Genomic DNA, 14,290 nt, shown 5'->3' on the forward strand with positions numbered 1-14,290 from the left:
TGTAATTGCCTCTCGCTTTTCGGCGCCCCTCGTTTCCTGCGCTTCCGTGCCCGCTCGTCCAGCATCCTGAGGAGCCTACCGGCGGCTTCATCCCACGTCTCGACCTCTCCCGGATCACGCATTTTCGGCGTCTCCGATCCGGGCGAGGATCTCCGGCAGCGCGACAGGACGGTAGCTCCAGCAATCCACGCCGACGTCGCATGAGCGCCCGACGCCGGGACGCCGGCCGTGCACGTGGCCGAACAAGTGGACGGCGCCGCGCCAGTAACCGGCCCATTCGAGGACCGGGTAGTGACATAGGAAAAGACGGTGGCCGTCGACGGCGATCTGCTTTATCTCTGACACCGATTCCCACGCCAGGATCCGCGTGGCCTCGTTGTCATGGTTGCCGACGATGAGGTGCTTGCGACCATGGAGGCGGGCGAAGATCTTCGCCGTTTCGTTGGCCGTGGCGCGGTACGCGAAATCGCCGAGATGGTAGACGTCGTCGTCCGACCTGACGACGGCGTTCCAGGCCGCGATCAGGTGCTCCCGCATTTCCGAAATGCCCTCGAACGGCCGGTTCGAGAGCCTGATGACGTTCGCATGGCCGAAGTGCGTGTCGGAGGTGAACCACACGGTCACGACAGGCCTCCACGGGCTCTGGCGGCGACGAGCTGCATCGCGATGATCCCCAGCGCATGTCTCTCTGGACCGGTCAGATGGCTCCAGACCTCGACTGCCTGGACGATCTGATCGAGAACGGGGATGCCGTCCTCGCGCTCGATCGCGTCCAGGCGTTCGCGGACGTCGGGGCGTAGGGCGATCACCATCAGCGCGACCCTCCGAGTCCGTGCTCCGCTGCGAACGCCTCGAGCGCGGCCTTGCCGAGGACCCGGCGCTCGACCACCAGATCCGCGAGCGCTTCGACGGCCGCCCGGTGCTGGCCGATCAGCCTCAGGGTCCGCCCGTAGAGCTCGCGCAACTTCGTCTCGAGGACCGCGATGTCGACGCGCTCGTCAAAGACTAGGCGGCCGGCGAGACCGGTTCTGCCGATCAGCTGCGCGACGACAGAGGTGGCGCCGTGGAGATCGGCTTCGGCTCCTCCCGAGGCCTCGCCCAAAATGACCTCTTCCGCGGCGCGGCCGCCGAGGCGGACCACGACCTCGTTCTCGTAGTCACGCAGGCGCGCCATTCCGATGAGCGACCCGGCCCGCACGCCGCCGCGGGTGATCCCGTCAGACACGATTGAGACGGACTCCGGGATCCGGCCGAGCAGCATGACGGCGATCGCATGCCCGGACTCGTGGATCGCGACCAGGCGACGGTCCTCGGGCGACAGTCCGTCCGGAGGCATCGCGACGACGAGCAGGTCCTCGGCCGTGACCTCGCGGCGTTCCCGTCTCGCGGCGCGTCTGGCCTCGCGGGCGAAGCGGGCGACATCGGCACCCGACGCGGATCCGACGAGAACGGTCGCCGCCGGCGCGAGCGAGACGGGGTCGATCTCGGGAAGGTGGTGGCGCAGGATGCCGTGCAGCGCCGGCTCGTCGGGCAGCCCGATCTCGAAGCGGCGGTCCAGGCGCCCGGATCTGACCATGGCGGGATCGAGCCGATCGGGATGATTGCAGGCGCCGATCACGACGACGCCTTCCCGCCGATTCGAGCCGTCGAGCTGCTCGAGCAAGGCGCTCGTCACCATCGACCACCAGTCTTCATTGTGTCCGCCACCGCCGCGGGCCCGGACCGTATCGACCTCGTCGATGAAGACGACGCAGGGGGCGTTCGCGTTGGCGGCTTCGAAGATGCTGCGGATCGTCCGGACGACGTCGCTGCCCCACCCCGTCCCTCTTGACTGCCAGTCCGCGTACGAGGTCGGAATGAACGCGACGCCGGCGGTCGCGGCGATCGCGCTGGCGAGCATGGTCTTGCCGGTGCCGGGAGGCCCGTAGAGGAGGCAGCCGGCATCGACTGCGCTCCATCCGATCTCGCCGCGGGCGTAGGCGGCGACATCGTCGGCGAGGTCGAGGGCCCAGAGGGCGGCCTTTCCGTAGCCGTGAAGATCCTCGACCCGAGGAGCCGTCGGACGCAGGACCTCGACGTCCTGCGCCTTGCGCGTCTTCGTCGTTGTCGTCCCCGACTCCTTCGCGATGACCTTCCGGTCCTCCTCGTCGGCGGCGTCGGCGAGAACCTCGAGGAGCGGCTGGACCGACGCCGCGTCCGGCGCCCGGGCGCAGGCGGCGTTGAACGCGATGGCGCCGAAAGCCGTCGCCGGCCGTCCGGTCCAGACTGTCCCGGTCGTCTCGAACGCCGCGTCGATCGCGCCGGCCAGATGGATGGCCGACAGCTCGCGCAGGTCGATGCGAAGATCGATATGCGGCGTCAGGTTCGCAGGCACGACGTCGTCGGCGAGCCGCGTCGTGAAGACGTGGCAGCGGGCGGCGTTGCCGATCACGTCGCCAACCGGCACCTGGTAGATCCGGCTGTCTCTATCGAGCAAAAACTGAACGTGCTTGCGCCCGATGCTCGCTCCGAGATGCCGGACCCCGACGGCATGCAGGAACGCGACGAAGGCACCGTCGACCGCAGTCCGCCAGCGATGATGAGGCAGCACGACGTCGCAGATGAGGAATGGGCTGCGGCCCTCGAGACGCCTCGCGATCGCGCCGTCCTTGTCGTCGAGATGCTCGGACATCGCGAGAAAAAGGGCGTGCTCGGCCGGTTCGAGGCGCTCGACCGCTCGCGAAAGCGCCTGGACCGCTGCGAGCTTCGCTGACGACATCTTCTCTTCGTCGGCGGGGTCGATCTCGGTGACCGTGGCGATCGAGAAGTCGCCGTCGGCGTCCCACGTCAAGTCGTCGGGATCGATGTTCGACACGGCTTCTTCGGCTGTAATCTTCCGCGTGCCCACGACGCGGATCGGACGAATGCCCATCGTTGGCTCCTAGCCAAGCCCCGAGCACGGCTGAAGCCGACGGCGGGGCGATGAAGTGAACCGGATGCTGATGCTGCCGGTCGGATGCGTCCTCTATACAGGAGGGACGGCAAGGAATGGGTTAAGGAATAGCGAAGGATTTTAAAGGTCCGTCGATTTCTGCGGTGCCGGCCGGGGCGGGGGCTCCTCGGAGAGGGTTTTCGAAAACTCGCGGATGCGGAGGCGGAGAAGATTCTCCGGAAGGCCGCGCTCTTTATACTCGTCTACGAGGTCTTCGAGGTCCGCGATCAGGTCGTCGCAGATCGGGGCGAACTGGTCCAGGCGTTCGACGAGGCTCGGCGGATAGGTGCTCTCGCCGCTGAGCCAGCGCTCGGCGTTGCGCTTGCTGACGCCGAGCCAAGTCACGAGCCGGTCGGGCAGGGCGGCGCCGACGACGCGCACGACCAGAGCCTCGATCTCGGCGGTCGGCCTGACGTTCTCGCGGCGGGGTTTCGGGACGTCGGACATGTGCGGCTTTCCTCGCCGTTGGTGTTCGGCGGGATCATGCCCCGCACGCGTTAACCTTCCCTACCACAACCGCTTGCCGAGGTAGGCACCCCCGTCTCATGTTCGGGACATCGAGCAGTCGGCGAATGAAGCCGGAAGCTTCCCCACGGCGCATCTGACGCCGGCAGCGCGGAGAATGACCAATGGCTTCGACGAAGCCCGCACGACTCTATCTTGTCCCCGAACGCCGCGACGAGAACGGCTGGATCCGGCAGAACTCGGTCTGGATGATCCGCGACGGCAAGGTTCGGATCCTCACGAAGTTCGGGCCCGAGCAGCGCCGCGAGGCCGAGGGCAAGCTCGCCGAATATCTCGTCGAGCGCAATCGCAAGGCCTCCAAGGGGGTTAACCGGGCCGCCGCCGACGTGGCGATCGCCGACGTCCTGCAGCACTACGAGGACGAGGCCGGCCGCGACGTCGCCAGGCCAAAGGAGCTGAAGGCGCGCCTCGCCCGCCTCGGCGAGTTCTGGGGCGACCGCATGCTGTCCGAAGTCACGGGCTACACCTGCAAGCAGTACGCCCGGCACCGTTCGACGCCGGGGGCGGCGAGGCGGGAGCTCGAGGACTTCAAGGCGGCGATCCGACTGTATTGCGAGGACGGCCTCTGCCGCGAGCTCGTCGTCGTGAAGCTGCCGCCCAAGGGGGACAGCCGCCAGGGATGGATGACCCGCGGCCAGGTCGCGGCGCTCCTCTGGTTCCTGCTGACGTACCGGACGACGCAGCGCGGCCGGAAGACGCGCCGGCGCTCGCTCCGGCATATCCTCCCGTTCGTCCTGGTCGCCGTCTACACGGGCTCGCGGTCGTCGCGGATCTGGAACGCGTCCTTCGAGAAGGAGGACGGCCGGCCGTGGATCGATCTCGAGACCGGGATCTTCTACCGGGTCGGCGAGGCGGAGAAGCGCTACGACAACAAGCGGGCCGATCCGATCCGGCTGCCGGAGCGGCTCCTGCACCTCTTGCGGATCTGGCAGCGCGGGCCGTTGCGGATCGACGGATACAGGGAGCCGCGGCGCTACCTCGTGGAGTGGCAGGGGCGGCCGGTGGATCCGAAGAAGGGCCTCGTCTTCGCGATGAAGGAGGTCTTCGGCGCCGACCACGGGTTCGTCCGGCACAGCTTCCGCCACACGTGCGCGTCCTGGCTGATCCAGGATCCGGACCAGGACGAGAAGCAGATCGCGAAGTACCTGTCGATGAGCGTTGACATGCTGCGGAAGGTCTACGGGCACCTGCACCCCGACGCCGATCGCGATGTCGGGCAGGCGTTCTCCAGCGGGCGGGCGGGGAGGCGGGGGCAGCCCCGCGGCCACCGGTTCGGCCGCGGGGAGACGAAAAGGGAGAGGGAGGAGGCCTAGGCGGCCTCGCTCCTCCGCACGCGGTTGCGGACAGCCGTCGGGAAGTTCAGGACGGCGAACTCGCCGTGGCGCTCGATCGCCGCGGCGTCGTAGGCCCTGGCGGCCTCGGTCGGCGTCGCGAAGGCGCCGATGAAGACGTTGCGGCCGTCGTGCGTGATGGTCGCGTTCCAGCTCGGCCCCTTGGTGGCCTTGAACACTCCCCTGTAGCCCGACTTGTTCCGCTGCCGCATGCGGCGGTTCGCGGAGTTCTGCTGCGCCGTCGCCTCGCGGAGGTTGGCGATGCGGTTGTCGTCGGGCATGCCGTTCTTGTGGTCGAGGCGGTCCCCCGGCCAGACGCCGTGCGTCCAGAACCAGGCGAGGCGGTGCGCGAAAAACGCGACGCCGTCGATGTGGACGACCCTGTAGCCGTTCTTGTCGAGGTAGCCGGCCGGCCGACCCGGGTGGCGGCCGCGGCGCGGCTTCGTCCAAGTGAAGTGGCCCGTGGCCGGATCGTACACGAGCTCCGCGAAGATCTCGGCATAGGGGCGGTCGTACTTGGGGTGGAGGGACATCCGTGGCGTCTCCGTTGAAGAGACGTCCAAGGGTCACCAGCGCGAAGAAAGATTTCAGCGAAATCTCTCGTTCACCCGCAGTCCCGCCGCATATTTCGCAGGGGTCTGGCAGGGGGTGGTAGCAATCAGTTCGGGAAGGGTGGTGCCTCGATCCGCTGAAGCCCTGCGGCGTAGGGGGTAGGGCTGGTGGGCGATGAGGGACTCGAACCCCCGGCATCCTCGGTGTAAACGAGGCGCTCTACCAACTGAGCTAATCGCCCTTTCGTCCCGCCGCGATACGCGGTTGCGCCGGCAATTTCAAGGCGAGGGGTGGTCGACGCAGATCGGGCGAGGCCGGCGACGGGGCCGGCGCGAATTTTGTCGAAGAGCCGTGATGGATCGCTTGACTCCCAAAGCGGCCTCCCGTACACACCCACTCACGCCGACGGACGAAGCGCCGCGGCGGAAAGCGCGGGTGTAGCTCAGTCGGTTAGAGTGCCGGCCTGTCACGCCGGAGGTCGCGGGTTCGAGCCCCGTCACTCGCGCCATCTCAAAATACCCACCTCCAAAAATTTCTAGAAAACAAACCTTTCGCTCGGATGCGGCCGCTGGCAGCCTTCGCGAAGGTCAGCGCCGATGGCGCGTCGGAGCGTGGAAGTTCGCGGGCTTTTCGGCGACCCAAGTCAGGAAGCGCTGCATTTCGGGATGGGCACGCAGCTCCGCGCCGTCCGTTGTCATCCGTGCGAGTTCGACATTGCTGAAGGTCGCGTGGATCGTCCGGTGGCAGATCGGATGGACCGGCACGGTGTAGCGTCCGCCGCGACTCTTCGGTTGCGGATGGTGCCATTCGATTCTCTCGCCGAGGTCGCGTCCGCATAGCCAGCAGCAGGGATCGATCGGCGACGGCGTTGCGTCCCGCATCTCGGCTTCGCGTTTCAGGATTCGGCGGCGGGACGGTCGCATTCGGGTCCGTTCTCTCGTCTTCGTCTCTTTTTCAGCGCCGGCTGGCCGCCGGCCGTGGCGCCTCGCGCCTGCCGTCCCATATGGGGGCGAGATCCGATCCGGGAGAGTGGGAATGAGCGAGAATTCGGGCGAGGGGTCGCAGCGCAGGATCGAATCGATCGGCGAGCGCCATGGTTTCAGCGCAGATGCGGCCCGAGAGGTCGCGAGCGCTCTTGCCGCCGGTCATGGATCGATGGCGCAGTTCAGCCATCCCGAACTCGGCGGCATGGGGCAATGGTCGCGCGGCGGCATGCTGATGATCGGCGACATGTTCAACGATGGGTTGAAGGGGCGGGTGCGCGCTTTGATCGACGATCTCGCCACGCTCGACCCGGCCGAGATCGCGGGACCGGCGACAGGGCAGGGTGGTGGCTCGGCCCCGAAGCGCTGGTGGCCGGACGAGCTCGGGCAGCCGGCGACGAGCGGCGGACAGAACGACCAGCTCTACGCCGTCTTCCCCGCGCATCGTCGCCTGGCTATCAAGCGGGGCGAGCGGGTGACGATCCACGACACCGGCGATCATCGCATCGGCGGCGCGTCGCAGCAGCAGGGCGCCAGTCGCAGTCTCAGCTTCTCGACGCCCGAGGGCTCGATCGTCGCCGACGATCTGCCGATCGTCGCGGAGTACTGAGGAGGGAGCGGATCCCGGTCGAGCCGAACGGCGCTTCGATACATTTTATAACAGGTTCGGCATCCTGCACGTTATGCGGGAACAAGCACGCCATCATGCAAAACGGACCGAGCGCGCTGGGCGGGCATTTGCCGAGCCGTCGTCCCGAGCGGCGCATCTCTCGTACGCGAAAACCCTTACAACTGGCTCGACAACTGCTGGTACGTATACCCGTGGAGAAAATCCACTAATTTGTGACGCCTGATTTCTTATTTGGATCAATGCTGTGCCGTCCAGAAGCAATCCGATCGACGTTCATGTCGGCAACCGACTTCGGCTCCTCCGCCTTCAGAAAGGCCTGACGCAGGAGGATCTCGGAACGCTGGTCGGCGTCAGCTATCAGCAGATCCAGAAATATGAGACGGGATCGAATCGCATCAGCGCGAGCCGCCTCTATCTGATCTCCTGCCAGCTCGGGGTCGGCCCGGAATATTTCTTCGAGGATCTCGACCCTGCCGCCGCCCTGCGCGCGGCTCAGCATCTTGCGAACGAGGGCGAGGATCGCCATCTCCGGGCCTGAGGACGAGGCGCGTTCGCGTCTCGCTCTCTTCTCTCGATAGTCTCGTCGATCGCGATCGTCCGACCGCGTCGCCCGGCGGCCAACCGACGCATTTACCCTTCGTTGCGGCCGCGTCGTTTAAAGCCGGTTGTCGAAGCACCGCAAATGCGGCTATGGCGTTCCGAGAGCGCGATGCCGCCGTGAATGGCGGGCGCGTCTTCGGAGTTCAAAACGATGCCAGAGCTGCTAGGCTCCTATCTGCCGATCGTCATCTTCGTCGGCGTGGCGCTGCTCATCGGCTGCGCCCTTCTGGTCTCGCCGTTCCTCCTGGCCTTCAAGGCGCCGGATGACGAGAAGCTTTCGGCCTACGAATGCGGTTTCGACGCGTTCGACGATTCGCGCATGAAGTTCGACGTCCGGTTCTACCTGGTCTCGATCCTGTTCATCATCTTCGATCTCGAAGTCGCGTTCCTGTTTCCCTGGGCGGCGACCTTCGGAACGGTGAGCTGGTTCGGCTTCTGGTCGATGATGGTGTTCCTGGCCATCCTGACGATCGGCTTCGTCTATGAATGGAAAAAGGGTGCCCTGGAATGGGATTGAAGGACGGTTTTGACACGTCGCTCGTGCGTGCGCCCGCGACCGACCTCGGCTCCGCCTCGGCGTTGACGCGGCCGGCGGCCGATCCGTTTCTGACGGACATCAACAACGAGATCGCCGACAAGGGCTTCATTGTCACCTCCACCGAGGATCTGATCCAATGGGCGCGCACCGGCTCGCTCATGTGGATGACCTTCGGCCTCGCCTGCTGCGCGGTGGAGATGATGCAGATGTCGATGCCGCGCTACGATGCCGAGCGCTTCGGCTTCGCGCCGCGCGCGTCGCCGCGCCAGTCGGACGTGATGATCGTGGCCGGCACGCTGACCAACAAGATGGCGCCAGCGCTGCGTAAGGTCTACGACCAGATGCCGGAGCCGCGCTACGTCATCTCCATGGGCTCCTGCGCCAATGGCGGCGGCTACTACCACTATTCCTATTCGGTGGTGCGCGGCTGCGACCGCGTCGTGCCGGTGGATATCTACGTGCCCGGCTGTCCGCCCACGGCGGAAGCTCTGCTCTACGGCGTGCTGCTTCTCCAGAAGAAGATCCGCCGCACCGGAACGATCGAGCGCTGAACGCGCCGGTCCCGGCTTCAAGAAACGGACGCGCTTCATGGAAGAATTGTCGAACGACGTTCGCAGGGTGCTCGGCAAGGACGCGGCGAGCCATGTCCTGGCCTATGGCGAACTGAACCTGATCGTTCCGGCCGGCCGGATCGTCGAGGTGCTGACGAAGTTGAGGGACGATCCCTCGCTTCGCTTCGTCTCCTTCATCGATCTCTGCGGCGTCGACTATCCGGAGAACGAGGAGCGCTTCGAGGTGGTCTATCACCTTCTCGCGCCCTATCGGAACCAGCGCATCCGGGTGAAGGTGCGGGCCGGCGAGGACGATCTCGTCCCCTCCGTCACCGGCGTCTTTCCGGCGGCGGACTGGTTCGAGCGCGAGGCCTTCGATCTCTACGGCATCGTCTTCACGGGTCATCCCGACCTCCGCCGCATCCTCACGGATTACGGCTTCGAGGGCTATCCGCTGCGCAAGGACTTCCCGCTCACCGGCTTCGTCGAGGTCCGTTACGACGAGGCGGTGAAGCAGGTCGTCTACGAGCCGGTGCAGCTTCGCCAGGAGTTCCGCAATTTCGACTTCCTGTCGCCCTGGGAAGGGACGGACTATGTCCTCCCCGGCGACGAGAAGGCGCGGCCGAACTGAGGCGGCGATGAGCGAGACCCTCAGCGGCGGTTGCCTCTGCGGCGCGGTCCGCTTCGGCGCCCGTCTCGCCAAGCGCGAGATGGGCGTCTGCCATTGCGGCATGTGCCGGCGCTGGAGCGGCGGCGTCTTCATGGCGGTCGAGGTGGAGCATCTCGACATCGCGGACGAGACGAAGCTCGGCGTCTATCGCTCGTCCGACTATGGCGAGCGGGTCTTCTGCGTCGTCTGCGGCTCCAGCCTGTTCTGGCGCATGCAGGACGGCAGCACGACCGTCGTCTCCTATCAGGCCTTCGACCGGACCGCCGATTTCTCGTTCGAAACCGAAATCTTCATCGACGAAAAGCCCGCCGCCTACGAATTCGCCAATCATACGAAAAAGATGACAGGCGCCCAGTTCGTTGCGGCCATCACGGGCGGAGAAGTGTGACATGGCCGAGATCGACGTCCGCAACTTCAACATCAATTTCGGACCGCAGCATCCCGCCGCGCATGGCGTGCTGCGCCTCGTCCTCGAACTCGACGGCGAGATGGTCGAGCGGGTGGACCCGCATATCGGCCTTCTTCATCGCGGCACCGAGAAGCTGATCGAGCAGAAGACCTATCTCCAGGCGATGCCCTATTTCGACCGGCTCGACTATGTCGCGCCGATGAACCAGGAACACGCCTTCTGCCTCGCCACCGAGCGTCTCGCCGGGATCGAGGTGCCGAAGCGCGGCCAGCTGATCCGCGTGCTTTATTGCGAGATCGGCCGCATCCTGTCGCATCTTCTCAACGTCACCACGCAGGCCATGGATGTCGGCGCGCTGACGCCGCCGCTCTGGGGCTTCGAGGAGCGCGAGAAGCTGATGGTGTTCTACGAGCGCGCCTCCGGCGCGCGCCTGCACGCCGCCTATTTCCGTCCGGGCGGCGTCCATCAGGACCTGCCGCACCAACTGGTCGACGATATCGGCGAATGGTGCGATCCGTTCCTGAAGGTCTGCGACGACATCGAGGGCCTTCTCACCGAGAACCGCATCTTCAAGCAGCGCAATGTCGATATCGGCGTCGTCTCGCTGGAGGAATGCTGGGCGCATGGCTTCTCGGGCGTGATGGTGCGCGGCTCGGGCGCCGCCTGGGACCTGCGCAAGTCGCAGCCCTACGAATGCTATTCCGAACTCGATTTCGACATCCCGATCGGCAAGAACGGCGACTGCTACGACCGCTATCTCATCCGCATGATCGAGATGCGCGAGTCCGTGAAGATCATGAAGCAATGCGTCGAGCGCCTGTCGGGCGCCGAGCGCGTGGGGCCGGTCTCCTCGGCGCAAGGCAAGTACGTGCCGCCGAAGCGGGGCCAGATGAAGCGCTCGATGGAGTCGCTCATACACCACTTCAAGCTCTATACCGAAGGCTTCCATGTGCCGCCGGGCGAGGTCTATGCGGCCGTCGAGGCGCCGAAGGGCGAGTTCGGCGTCTATCTGGTCTCGGACGGCACCAACAAGCCCTATCGCTGCAAGATCCGCGCCCCCGGCTTCGCCCATCTCCAGGCGATGGATTACATGTGCAAGAACCATCTCCTCGCCGACGTGTCCGCGATCCTCGGATCGCTGGATATCGTGTTCGGCGAAGTCGACCGCTGACGTCCGTCCGGCTCGGGCGACGTCAGTCTCCACGTCGAAAGTCTTGGCCCGCGCCCTTCTGCAAGGAGGGGCGCGGATTCGTTTCGGCCCTTGGCGGGATCGGCCGCCCGTCGATTCTCGTCGCGAAAGCGCGGCTCGTGGCTGGCGTCGAAAGGCTTTTGTTCCTATCTGTCTCGCGCGATTGAAAGAACGAACCCGTCGGCTCGTGACGCGGCGGGCAGATTTCGGATCGCTGAGGCCTTCGCATTTCCTCATCCTTTACGGAGGGGAGGGCAAGGTGACGCACCGCCGCCCCCTGGCGGCGGGCAACCGATCCACCACCTCGATTCTCGGACGGGCGTTCGTGATCGATCCCCGCCAACCCGGCCTGTCGATTTCGGTCGAAAGCCCTCTGGAAAGCTGACCGGCAAAGGGTCTATTGCCGGTCCGATCGCTGCGGCCGAAGGGCACTGGCCTTTTGGCAAGCCTGTGTTAGAAGCGGCGCAGCATCGCAGTTTAGAAGCGAACCAAGTTCGATGTCCGTCAGACGCCTTGCGGAAGATTCCGTTCAGCCCGCCAGCTTCGCCTTCAGCAGCGAGAATGCCGTCTGGGCCGAACGGACCATCGGCAAGTATCCCGAAGGCCGCCAGCAATCGGCCGTGATTCCCTTGCTCATGCGAGCGCAGGAGCAGGAGGGCTGGGTCTCGAAGGCCGCGATCGAGCATGTGGCCGATCGCCTTCAAATGCCGCTCATCCGCGTCCTCGAAGTCGCCACCTTCTACACGCAGTTCCAGCTGAAGCCGGTCGGCACCCGCGCCCATGTCCAAGTCTGCGGCACGACGCCCTGCATGCTGCGCGGCTCCGATGCGCTGAAGGATGTCTGCCGTCACCGCATCCACCACGACCAGTTCCATCTGAACGAAGCCGGCACCTTGTCCTGGGAAGAGGTCGAGTGCCTCGGCGCCTGCGTCAACGCGCCGATGGTGATGATCTTCAAGGATACCTACGAGGATCTGACGCCCGAGCGCCTGGAAGAGATCATCGACGCCTTCGAGCGCGGCGAGGGGGCGAGCGTGCCGGTCGGCCCGCAAATCGATCGACATCTCTCGTCGCCTGTCGGTGGTCCGACGACGCTGACGGACGGAAATGCCGGTGAGGGTGCGTCCCGCCCGGCGGCGGAAGCCCCGCATCAGGGCACCGGTGCCGGAGCGGCGACGGGCGGAACGCCGCCTTCGCAGGCCGGCCGGCCCGACACCCATGCACCGGAGACCGATCCGACGCTCGCCGGTCCCGGCAAGGCGACCAATGGCAATGCCGATCAGCACGCGGAAGCGGCCGAGAAGGTCGATGTCGCGGAGGGGGCCGATCAGCCGGGCGCCGGGCGCACTGGTGGAACCCAGCAGGGTCCGACCGGCGCCGCGGAGAAGGATGCCGATGCGCTCGAGCGCGGCTCGGCCTCGAAGGACGCCGACCAGGCGCGTCGCGACGGCCCGCTCGGCGTCAAGGGCGATGCGGCCGAGAGTGCGGTCGTCCAGGATCATAAGCGGGTGGATGCGCCCGATCACGCCGGCGCCGATCGCGCTCCGGCGGGCGATGCGCGCCCCGAGCCATCCGGCTCCGCGCCGGTCGAGAACAAGCGGGTGACCGACGACGTGCTTCCGGGCCCGGTCGGCGGCGATCGTCCGAGGACGAATGCCGAAGTCGAGGCCGACGAGGCGAAGTCGGAGAAGGGGGAGCGGCGCGATGCTTGAGGATAAGGACCGCATCTTCACCAATATCTACGGCCTGAAGGACAAGAGCCTGAAGGGCGCGATGTCGCGCGGCCATTTCGACGGCACGAAGGACATCATCGGCAAGGGCCGCGACTGGATCATCAACGAGATGAAGGCGTCCGGCCTGCGCGGCCGCGGCGGCGCGGGCTTCCCGACCGGTCTCAAATGGTCCTTCATGCCGAAGGAGATCGGCGACCGGCCGCATTATCTCGTCGTCAATGCCGACGAATCCGAACCCGGTACCTGCAAGGACCGGGACATCATGCGCAACGATCCGTTCACGCTGATCGAGGGCTGCGTCATCGCCGGTTTCGCGATGGGCGCGCATGCGGCCTATATCTATGTGCGCGGCGAATATGTCCGCGAGCGCGAGGCGCTGCAGCGCGCCATCGACGAGTGCTACGATTTCGGCCTGCTCGGGCGCGACAACAAGTGCGGCTGGGATTTCGACGTGATCGTGCATCACGGCGCCGGCGCCTATATCTGCGGCGAGGAGACCGCGCTGCTCGAAAGCCTGGAGGGCAAGAAGGGCCAGCCACGCCTCAAGCCGCCGTTCCCGGCCAATATGGGCCTTTACGGCTGCCCGACGACGGTCAACAACGTCGAGTCGATCGCGGTGGCGCCGACCATCCTGCGGCGCGGCGGTGCCTGGTTCGCGGGCTTCGGTCGGCCGAACAATACCGGCACCAAGCTGTTCTCGATCTCGGGCCATGTGAACCGGCCCTGCACGGTCGAGGAAGTGATGGGCATTCCCTTCCGCGAGCTGATCGACAAGCATTGCGGCGGCGTGCGCGGCGGCTACGAGAACCTGCTCGCCGTCATTCCGGGCGGATCGTCCTGCCCGGTCGTGCCGGGCGAGCATATTCTCGACGCTCCGATGGATTTCGACGGCATGCGCGACGTCAAGTCGTCCTTCGGCACGGCGGCGGTGATCGTCATGGACAAGTCGACCGACATCGTTCGCGCGATCGCCCGGCTCGCCTATTTCTACAAGCACGAGAGCTGCGGCCAGTGCACGCCCTGCCGCGAGGGCACGGGCTGGATGTGGCGCGTGATGGAGCGCATGGTCACCGGCAATGCCGAGAAGCGCGAGATCGACATGCTGCTCGACGTGACCAAGCAGGTCGAGGGCCATACGATCTGCGCCCTCGGCGATGCGGCGGCCTGGCCGATCCAGGGCCTGTTCCGCCACTTCCGGGCCGAGGTCGAGAAGCGGATCGACGACTACAGCCGCAACGCGAAGCCAGCCGTGAACAAGCCGGCGATGCTACAGGCGGCGGAGTGATCCGATGGTCGAGATCGTCGGTCGGGCCGAGATTCTGACGGTGCAGAAGGCGGACGTGTCGAGCTCGCTCTTCACGGATTGCGACCTGTCCGACAGCCGGTTCGAGAATGTCGATCTGTCGGGCTCCGAACTCGGAAATGTCGATCTCGCCGAGATTTCCGTCACGAACGCGGATCTCAGCGAGGCGCGCTTCGCCAGGGTCGATCTCACCAATGCCTCCTTCGAGGACGCCGAGATCGAAGGGCTGGTGATCAACGGCGTCAATATTGCGGAATTGATCGGCTCGGGGGCCGGGGCGAAAGCCAAACGAGGCATCAACTGA

General features: G+C 65.9%; 18 protein-coding genes and 2 tRNA genes. 13 read left to right on the forward strand and 7 right to left on the reverse strand.

The window, feature by feature from the left end; translation table 11 throughout:
- Positions 1–114 precede the first annotated feature (114 nt).
- The 4 genes from IEY14_RS01710 to IEY14_RS01725 all read right to left on the reverse strand — a co-directional run bounded on the left by IEY14_RS01710 (position 115) and on the right by IEY14_RS01725 (position 3,418).
- A complete protein-coding gene (locus IEY14_RS01710) occupies positions 115–624 on the reverse strand; it encodes a metallophosphoesterase family protein (protein ID WP_188906492.1) in 510 nt (169 codons plus the stop codon).
- Positions 621–812 carry a hypothetical protein gene (locus tag IEY14_RS01715; protein ID WP_188906493.1) on the reverse strand — a complete coding sequence of 64 codons (192 nt, stop codon included), beginning with the start codon at positions 810–812 and terminating at the stop codon, positions 621–623. The genes IEY14_RS01710 and IEY14_RS01715 overlap by 4 nt, the downstream gene beginning before the upstream one ends.
- On the reverse strand, positions 812–2,911 hold the full coding sequence (locus tag IEY14_RS01720) for an AAA family ATPase (RefSeq protein WP_188906494.1): 2,100 nt from the start codon (positions 2,909–2,911) through the stop codon (positions 812–814). The genes IEY14_RS01715 and IEY14_RS01720 overlap by 1 nt, the downstream gene beginning before the upstream one ends.
- A gap of 141 nt (positions 2,912–3,052) precedes the next feature.
- The gene (locus IEY14_RS01725) at positions 3,053–3,418 is read right to left on the reverse strand and encodes a hypothetical protein (RefSeq protein WP_188906495.1); all 366 of its coding nucleotides are present in this window, start codon (positions 3,416–3,418) and stop codon (positions 3,053–3,055) included.
- 182 nt (positions 3,419–3,600) lie between these two features.
- Here IEY14_RS01725 and IEY14_RS01730 point away from each other — a divergent pair, with 182 nt between their 5' ends.
- A complete protein-coding gene (locus tag IEY14_RS01730; protein ID WP_188906496.1) occupies positions 3,601–4,809 on the forward strand; it encodes a site-specific integrase in 1,209 nt (402 codons plus the stop codon).
- Here the strand turns inward: IEY14_RS01730 and IEY14_RS01735 are convergent.
- Together IEY14_RS01735 and IEY14_RS01740 are read right to left on the reverse strand one after the other, a co-directional pair.
- Positions 4,806–5,360, reverse strand: a complete 555-nt coding sequence (locus IEY14_RS01735; protein ID WP_188906497.1) for an HNH endonuclease signature motif containing protein — start codon at positions 5,358–5,360, stop codon at positions 4,806–4,808. The two genes, IEY14_RS01730 and IEY14_RS01735, sit on opposite strands and share 4 nt — an antisense overlap.
- A gap of 184 nt (positions 5,361–5,544) precedes the next feature.
- A tRNA-Val gene (locus tag IEY14_RS01740) sits at positions 5,545–5,620 on the reverse strand.
- 190 nt (positions 5,621–5,810) lie between these two features.
- Between IEY14_RS01740 and IEY14_RS01745 the strand changes: the two genes are divergently transcribed.
- Positions 5,811–5,887 (forward strand) — tRNA-Asp (locus IEY14_RS01745).
- A gap of 79 nt (positions 5,888–5,966) precedes the next feature.
- Here IEY14_RS01745 and IEY14_RS25825 read toward each other — a convergent pair.
- Positions 5,967–6,143: a hypothetical protein gene (locus IEY14_RS25825; protein ID WP_244639259.1), complete on the reverse strand. Its 177-nt coding sequence runs from the start codon at positions 6,141–6,143 to the stop codon at positions 5,967–5,969.
- 271 nt (positions 6,144–6,414) lie between these two features.
- Here IEY14_RS25825 and IEY14_RS01755 point away from each other — a divergent pair, with 271 nt between their 5' ends.
- From IEY14_RS01755 to IEY14_RS01800, 11 genes are all read left to right on the forward strand, one after another.
- The gene (locus IEY14_RS01755) at positions 6,415–6,972 is read left to right on the forward strand and encodes an SHOCT domain-containing protein (protein WP_188906499.1); all 558 of its coding nucleotides are present in this window, start codon (positions 6,415–6,417) and stop codon (positions 6,970–6,972) included.
- 265 nt (positions 6,973–7,237) lie between these two features.
- The gene (locus IEY14_RS01760; RefSeq protein WP_210318256.1) at positions 7,238–7,531 is read left to right on the forward strand and encodes a helix-turn-helix domain-containing protein; all 294 of its coding nucleotides are present in this window, start codon (positions 7,238–7,240) and stop codon (positions 7,529–7,531) included.
- A gap of 213 nt (positions 7,532–7,744) precedes the next feature.
- Complete coding sequence (locus tag IEY14_RS01765) at positions 7,745–8,110, forward strand: NADH-quinone oxidoreductase subunit A (protein ID WP_188906500.1); 366 nt, start codon at positions 7,745–7,747, stop codon at positions 8,108–8,110.
- The gene (locus IEY14_RS01770) at positions 8,101–8,682 is read left to right on the forward strand and encodes a NuoB/complex I 20 kDa subunit family protein (RefSeq protein ID WP_373288881.1); all 582 of its coding nucleotides are present in this window, start codon (positions 8,101–8,103) and stop codon (positions 8,680–8,682) included. The genes IEY14_RS01765 and IEY14_RS01770 overlap by 10 nt, the downstream gene beginning before the upstream one ends.
- Before the next feature lie 37 nt (positions 8,683–8,719).
- The gene (locus tag IEY14_RS01775; protein ID WP_188906502.1) at positions 8,720–9,313 is read left to right on the forward strand and encodes an NADH-quinone oxidoreductase subunit C; all 594 of its coding nucleotides are present in this window, start codon (positions 8,720–8,722) and stop codon (positions 9,311–9,313) included.
- 7 nt (positions 9,314–9,320) lie between these two features.
- Positions 9,321–9,740 (forward strand): GFA family protein, encoded by a 420-nt coding sequence (locus tag IEY14_RS01780; RefSeq protein ID WP_188906503.1) that lies wholly within the window; start codon positions 9,321–9,323, stop codon positions 9,738–9,740.
- Position 9,741: 1 nt separating this feature from the next.
- Entirely contained in the window at positions 9,742–10,932 is a 1,191-nt protein-coding gene (locus IEY14_RS01785) for an NADH-quinone oxidoreductase subunit D (protein WP_188906504.1), read from the forward strand.
- A gap of 277 nt (positions 10,933–11,209) precedes the next feature.
- Positions 11,210–11,335, forward strand: coding sequence for a hypothetical protein (locus tag IEY14_RS26065; protein WP_280515009.1), 126 nt, complete (start codon positions 11,210–11,212; stop codon positions 11,333–11,335).
- Positions 11,336–11,447: 112 nt separating this feature from the next.
- Positions 11,448–12,662: an NADH-quinone oxidoreductase subunit NuoE gene (gene nuoE, locus IEY14_RS01790; RefSeq protein ID WP_188906505.1), complete on the forward strand. Its 1,215-nt coding sequence runs from the start codon at positions 11,448–11,450 to the stop codon at positions 12,660–12,662.
- Positions 12,655–13,968 carry an NADH-quinone oxidoreductase subunit NuoF gene (nuoF, locus tag IEY14_RS01795; protein ID WP_188906506.1) on the forward strand — a complete coding sequence of 438 codons (1,314 nt, stop codon included), beginning with the start codon at positions 12,655–12,657 and terminating at the stop codon, positions 13,966–13,968. The genes nuoE and nuoF overlap by 8 nt, the downstream gene beginning before the upstream one ends.
- Before the next feature lie 4 nt (positions 13,969–13,972).
- A complete protein-coding gene (locus IEY14_RS01800; RefSeq protein ID WP_188906507.1) occupies positions 13,973–14,290 on the forward strand; it encodes a pentapeptide repeat-containing protein in 318 nt (105 codons plus the stop codon).

Source organism: Aureimonas endophytica, from assembly GCF_014642635.1.
Taxonomy (GTDB): domain Bacteria; phylum Pseudomonadota; class Alphaproteobacteria; order Rhizobiales; family Rhizobiaceae; genus Plantimonas; species Plantimonas endophytica.

Excerpts from the sequence above, each read along its gene's own strand:
- IEY14_RS01715 (WP_188906493.1), bottom strand. The coding sequence starts at position 812 with ATGGTGATCGCCCTACGCCCCGACGTCCGCGAACGCCTGGACGCGATC.
- IEY14_RS01720 (WP_188906494.1), bottom strand. The coding sequence starts at position 2,911 with ATGGGCATTCGTCCGATCCGCGTCGTGGGCACGCGGAAGATTACAGCC.
- IEY14_RS01725 (WP_188906495.1), bottom strand. The coding sequence starts at position 3,418 with ATGTCCGACGTCCCGAAACCCCGCCGCGAGAACGTCAGGCCGACCGCC.
- IEY14_RS01730 (WP_188906496.1), top strand. The coding sequence starts at position 3,601 with ATGGCTTCGACGAAGCCCGCACGACTCTATCTTGTCCCCGAACGCCGC.
- IEY14_RS01735 (WP_188906497.1), bottom strand. The coding sequence starts at position 5,360 with ATGTCCCTCCACCCCAAGTACGACCGCCCCTATGCCGAGATCTTCGCG.
- IEY14_RS01755 (WP_188906499.1), top strand. The coding sequence starts at position 6,415 with ATGAGCGAGAATTCGGGCGAGGGGTCGCAGCGCAGGATCGAATCGATC.
- IEY14_RS01765 (WP_188906500.1), top strand. The coding sequence starts at position 7,745 with ATGCCAGAGCTGCTAGGCTCCTATCTGCCGATCGTCATCTTCGTCGGC.
- IEY14_RS01770 (WP_373288881.1), top strand. The coding sequence starts at position 8,101 with ATGGGATTGAAGGACGGTTTTGACACGTCGCTCGTGCGTGCGCCCGCG.
- IEY14_RS01775 (WP_188906502.1), top strand. The coding sequence starts at position 8,720 with ATGGAAGAATTGTCGAACGACGTTCGCAGGGTGCTCGGCAAGGACGCG.
- IEY14_RS01780 (WP_188906503.1), top strand. The coding sequence starts at position 9,321 with ATGAGCGAGACCCTCAGCGGCGGTTGCCTCTGCGGCGCGGTCCGCTTC.
- IEY14_RS01785 (WP_188906504.1), top strand. The coding sequence starts at position 9,742 with ATGGCCGAGATCGACGTCCGCAACTTCAACATCAATTTCGGACCGCAG.
- nuoE (WP_188906505.1), top strand. The coding sequence starts at position 11,448 with ATGTCCGTCAGACGCCTTGCGGAAGATTCCGTTCAGCCCGCCAGCTTC.
- nuoF (WP_188906506.1), top strand. The coding sequence starts at position 12,655 with ATGCTTGAGGATAAGGACCGCATCTTCACCAATATCTACGGCCTGAAG.
- IEY14_RS01800 (WP_188906507.1), top strand. The coding sequence starts at position 13,973 with ATGGTCGAGATCGTCGGTCGGGCCGAGATTCTGACGGTGCAGAAGGCG.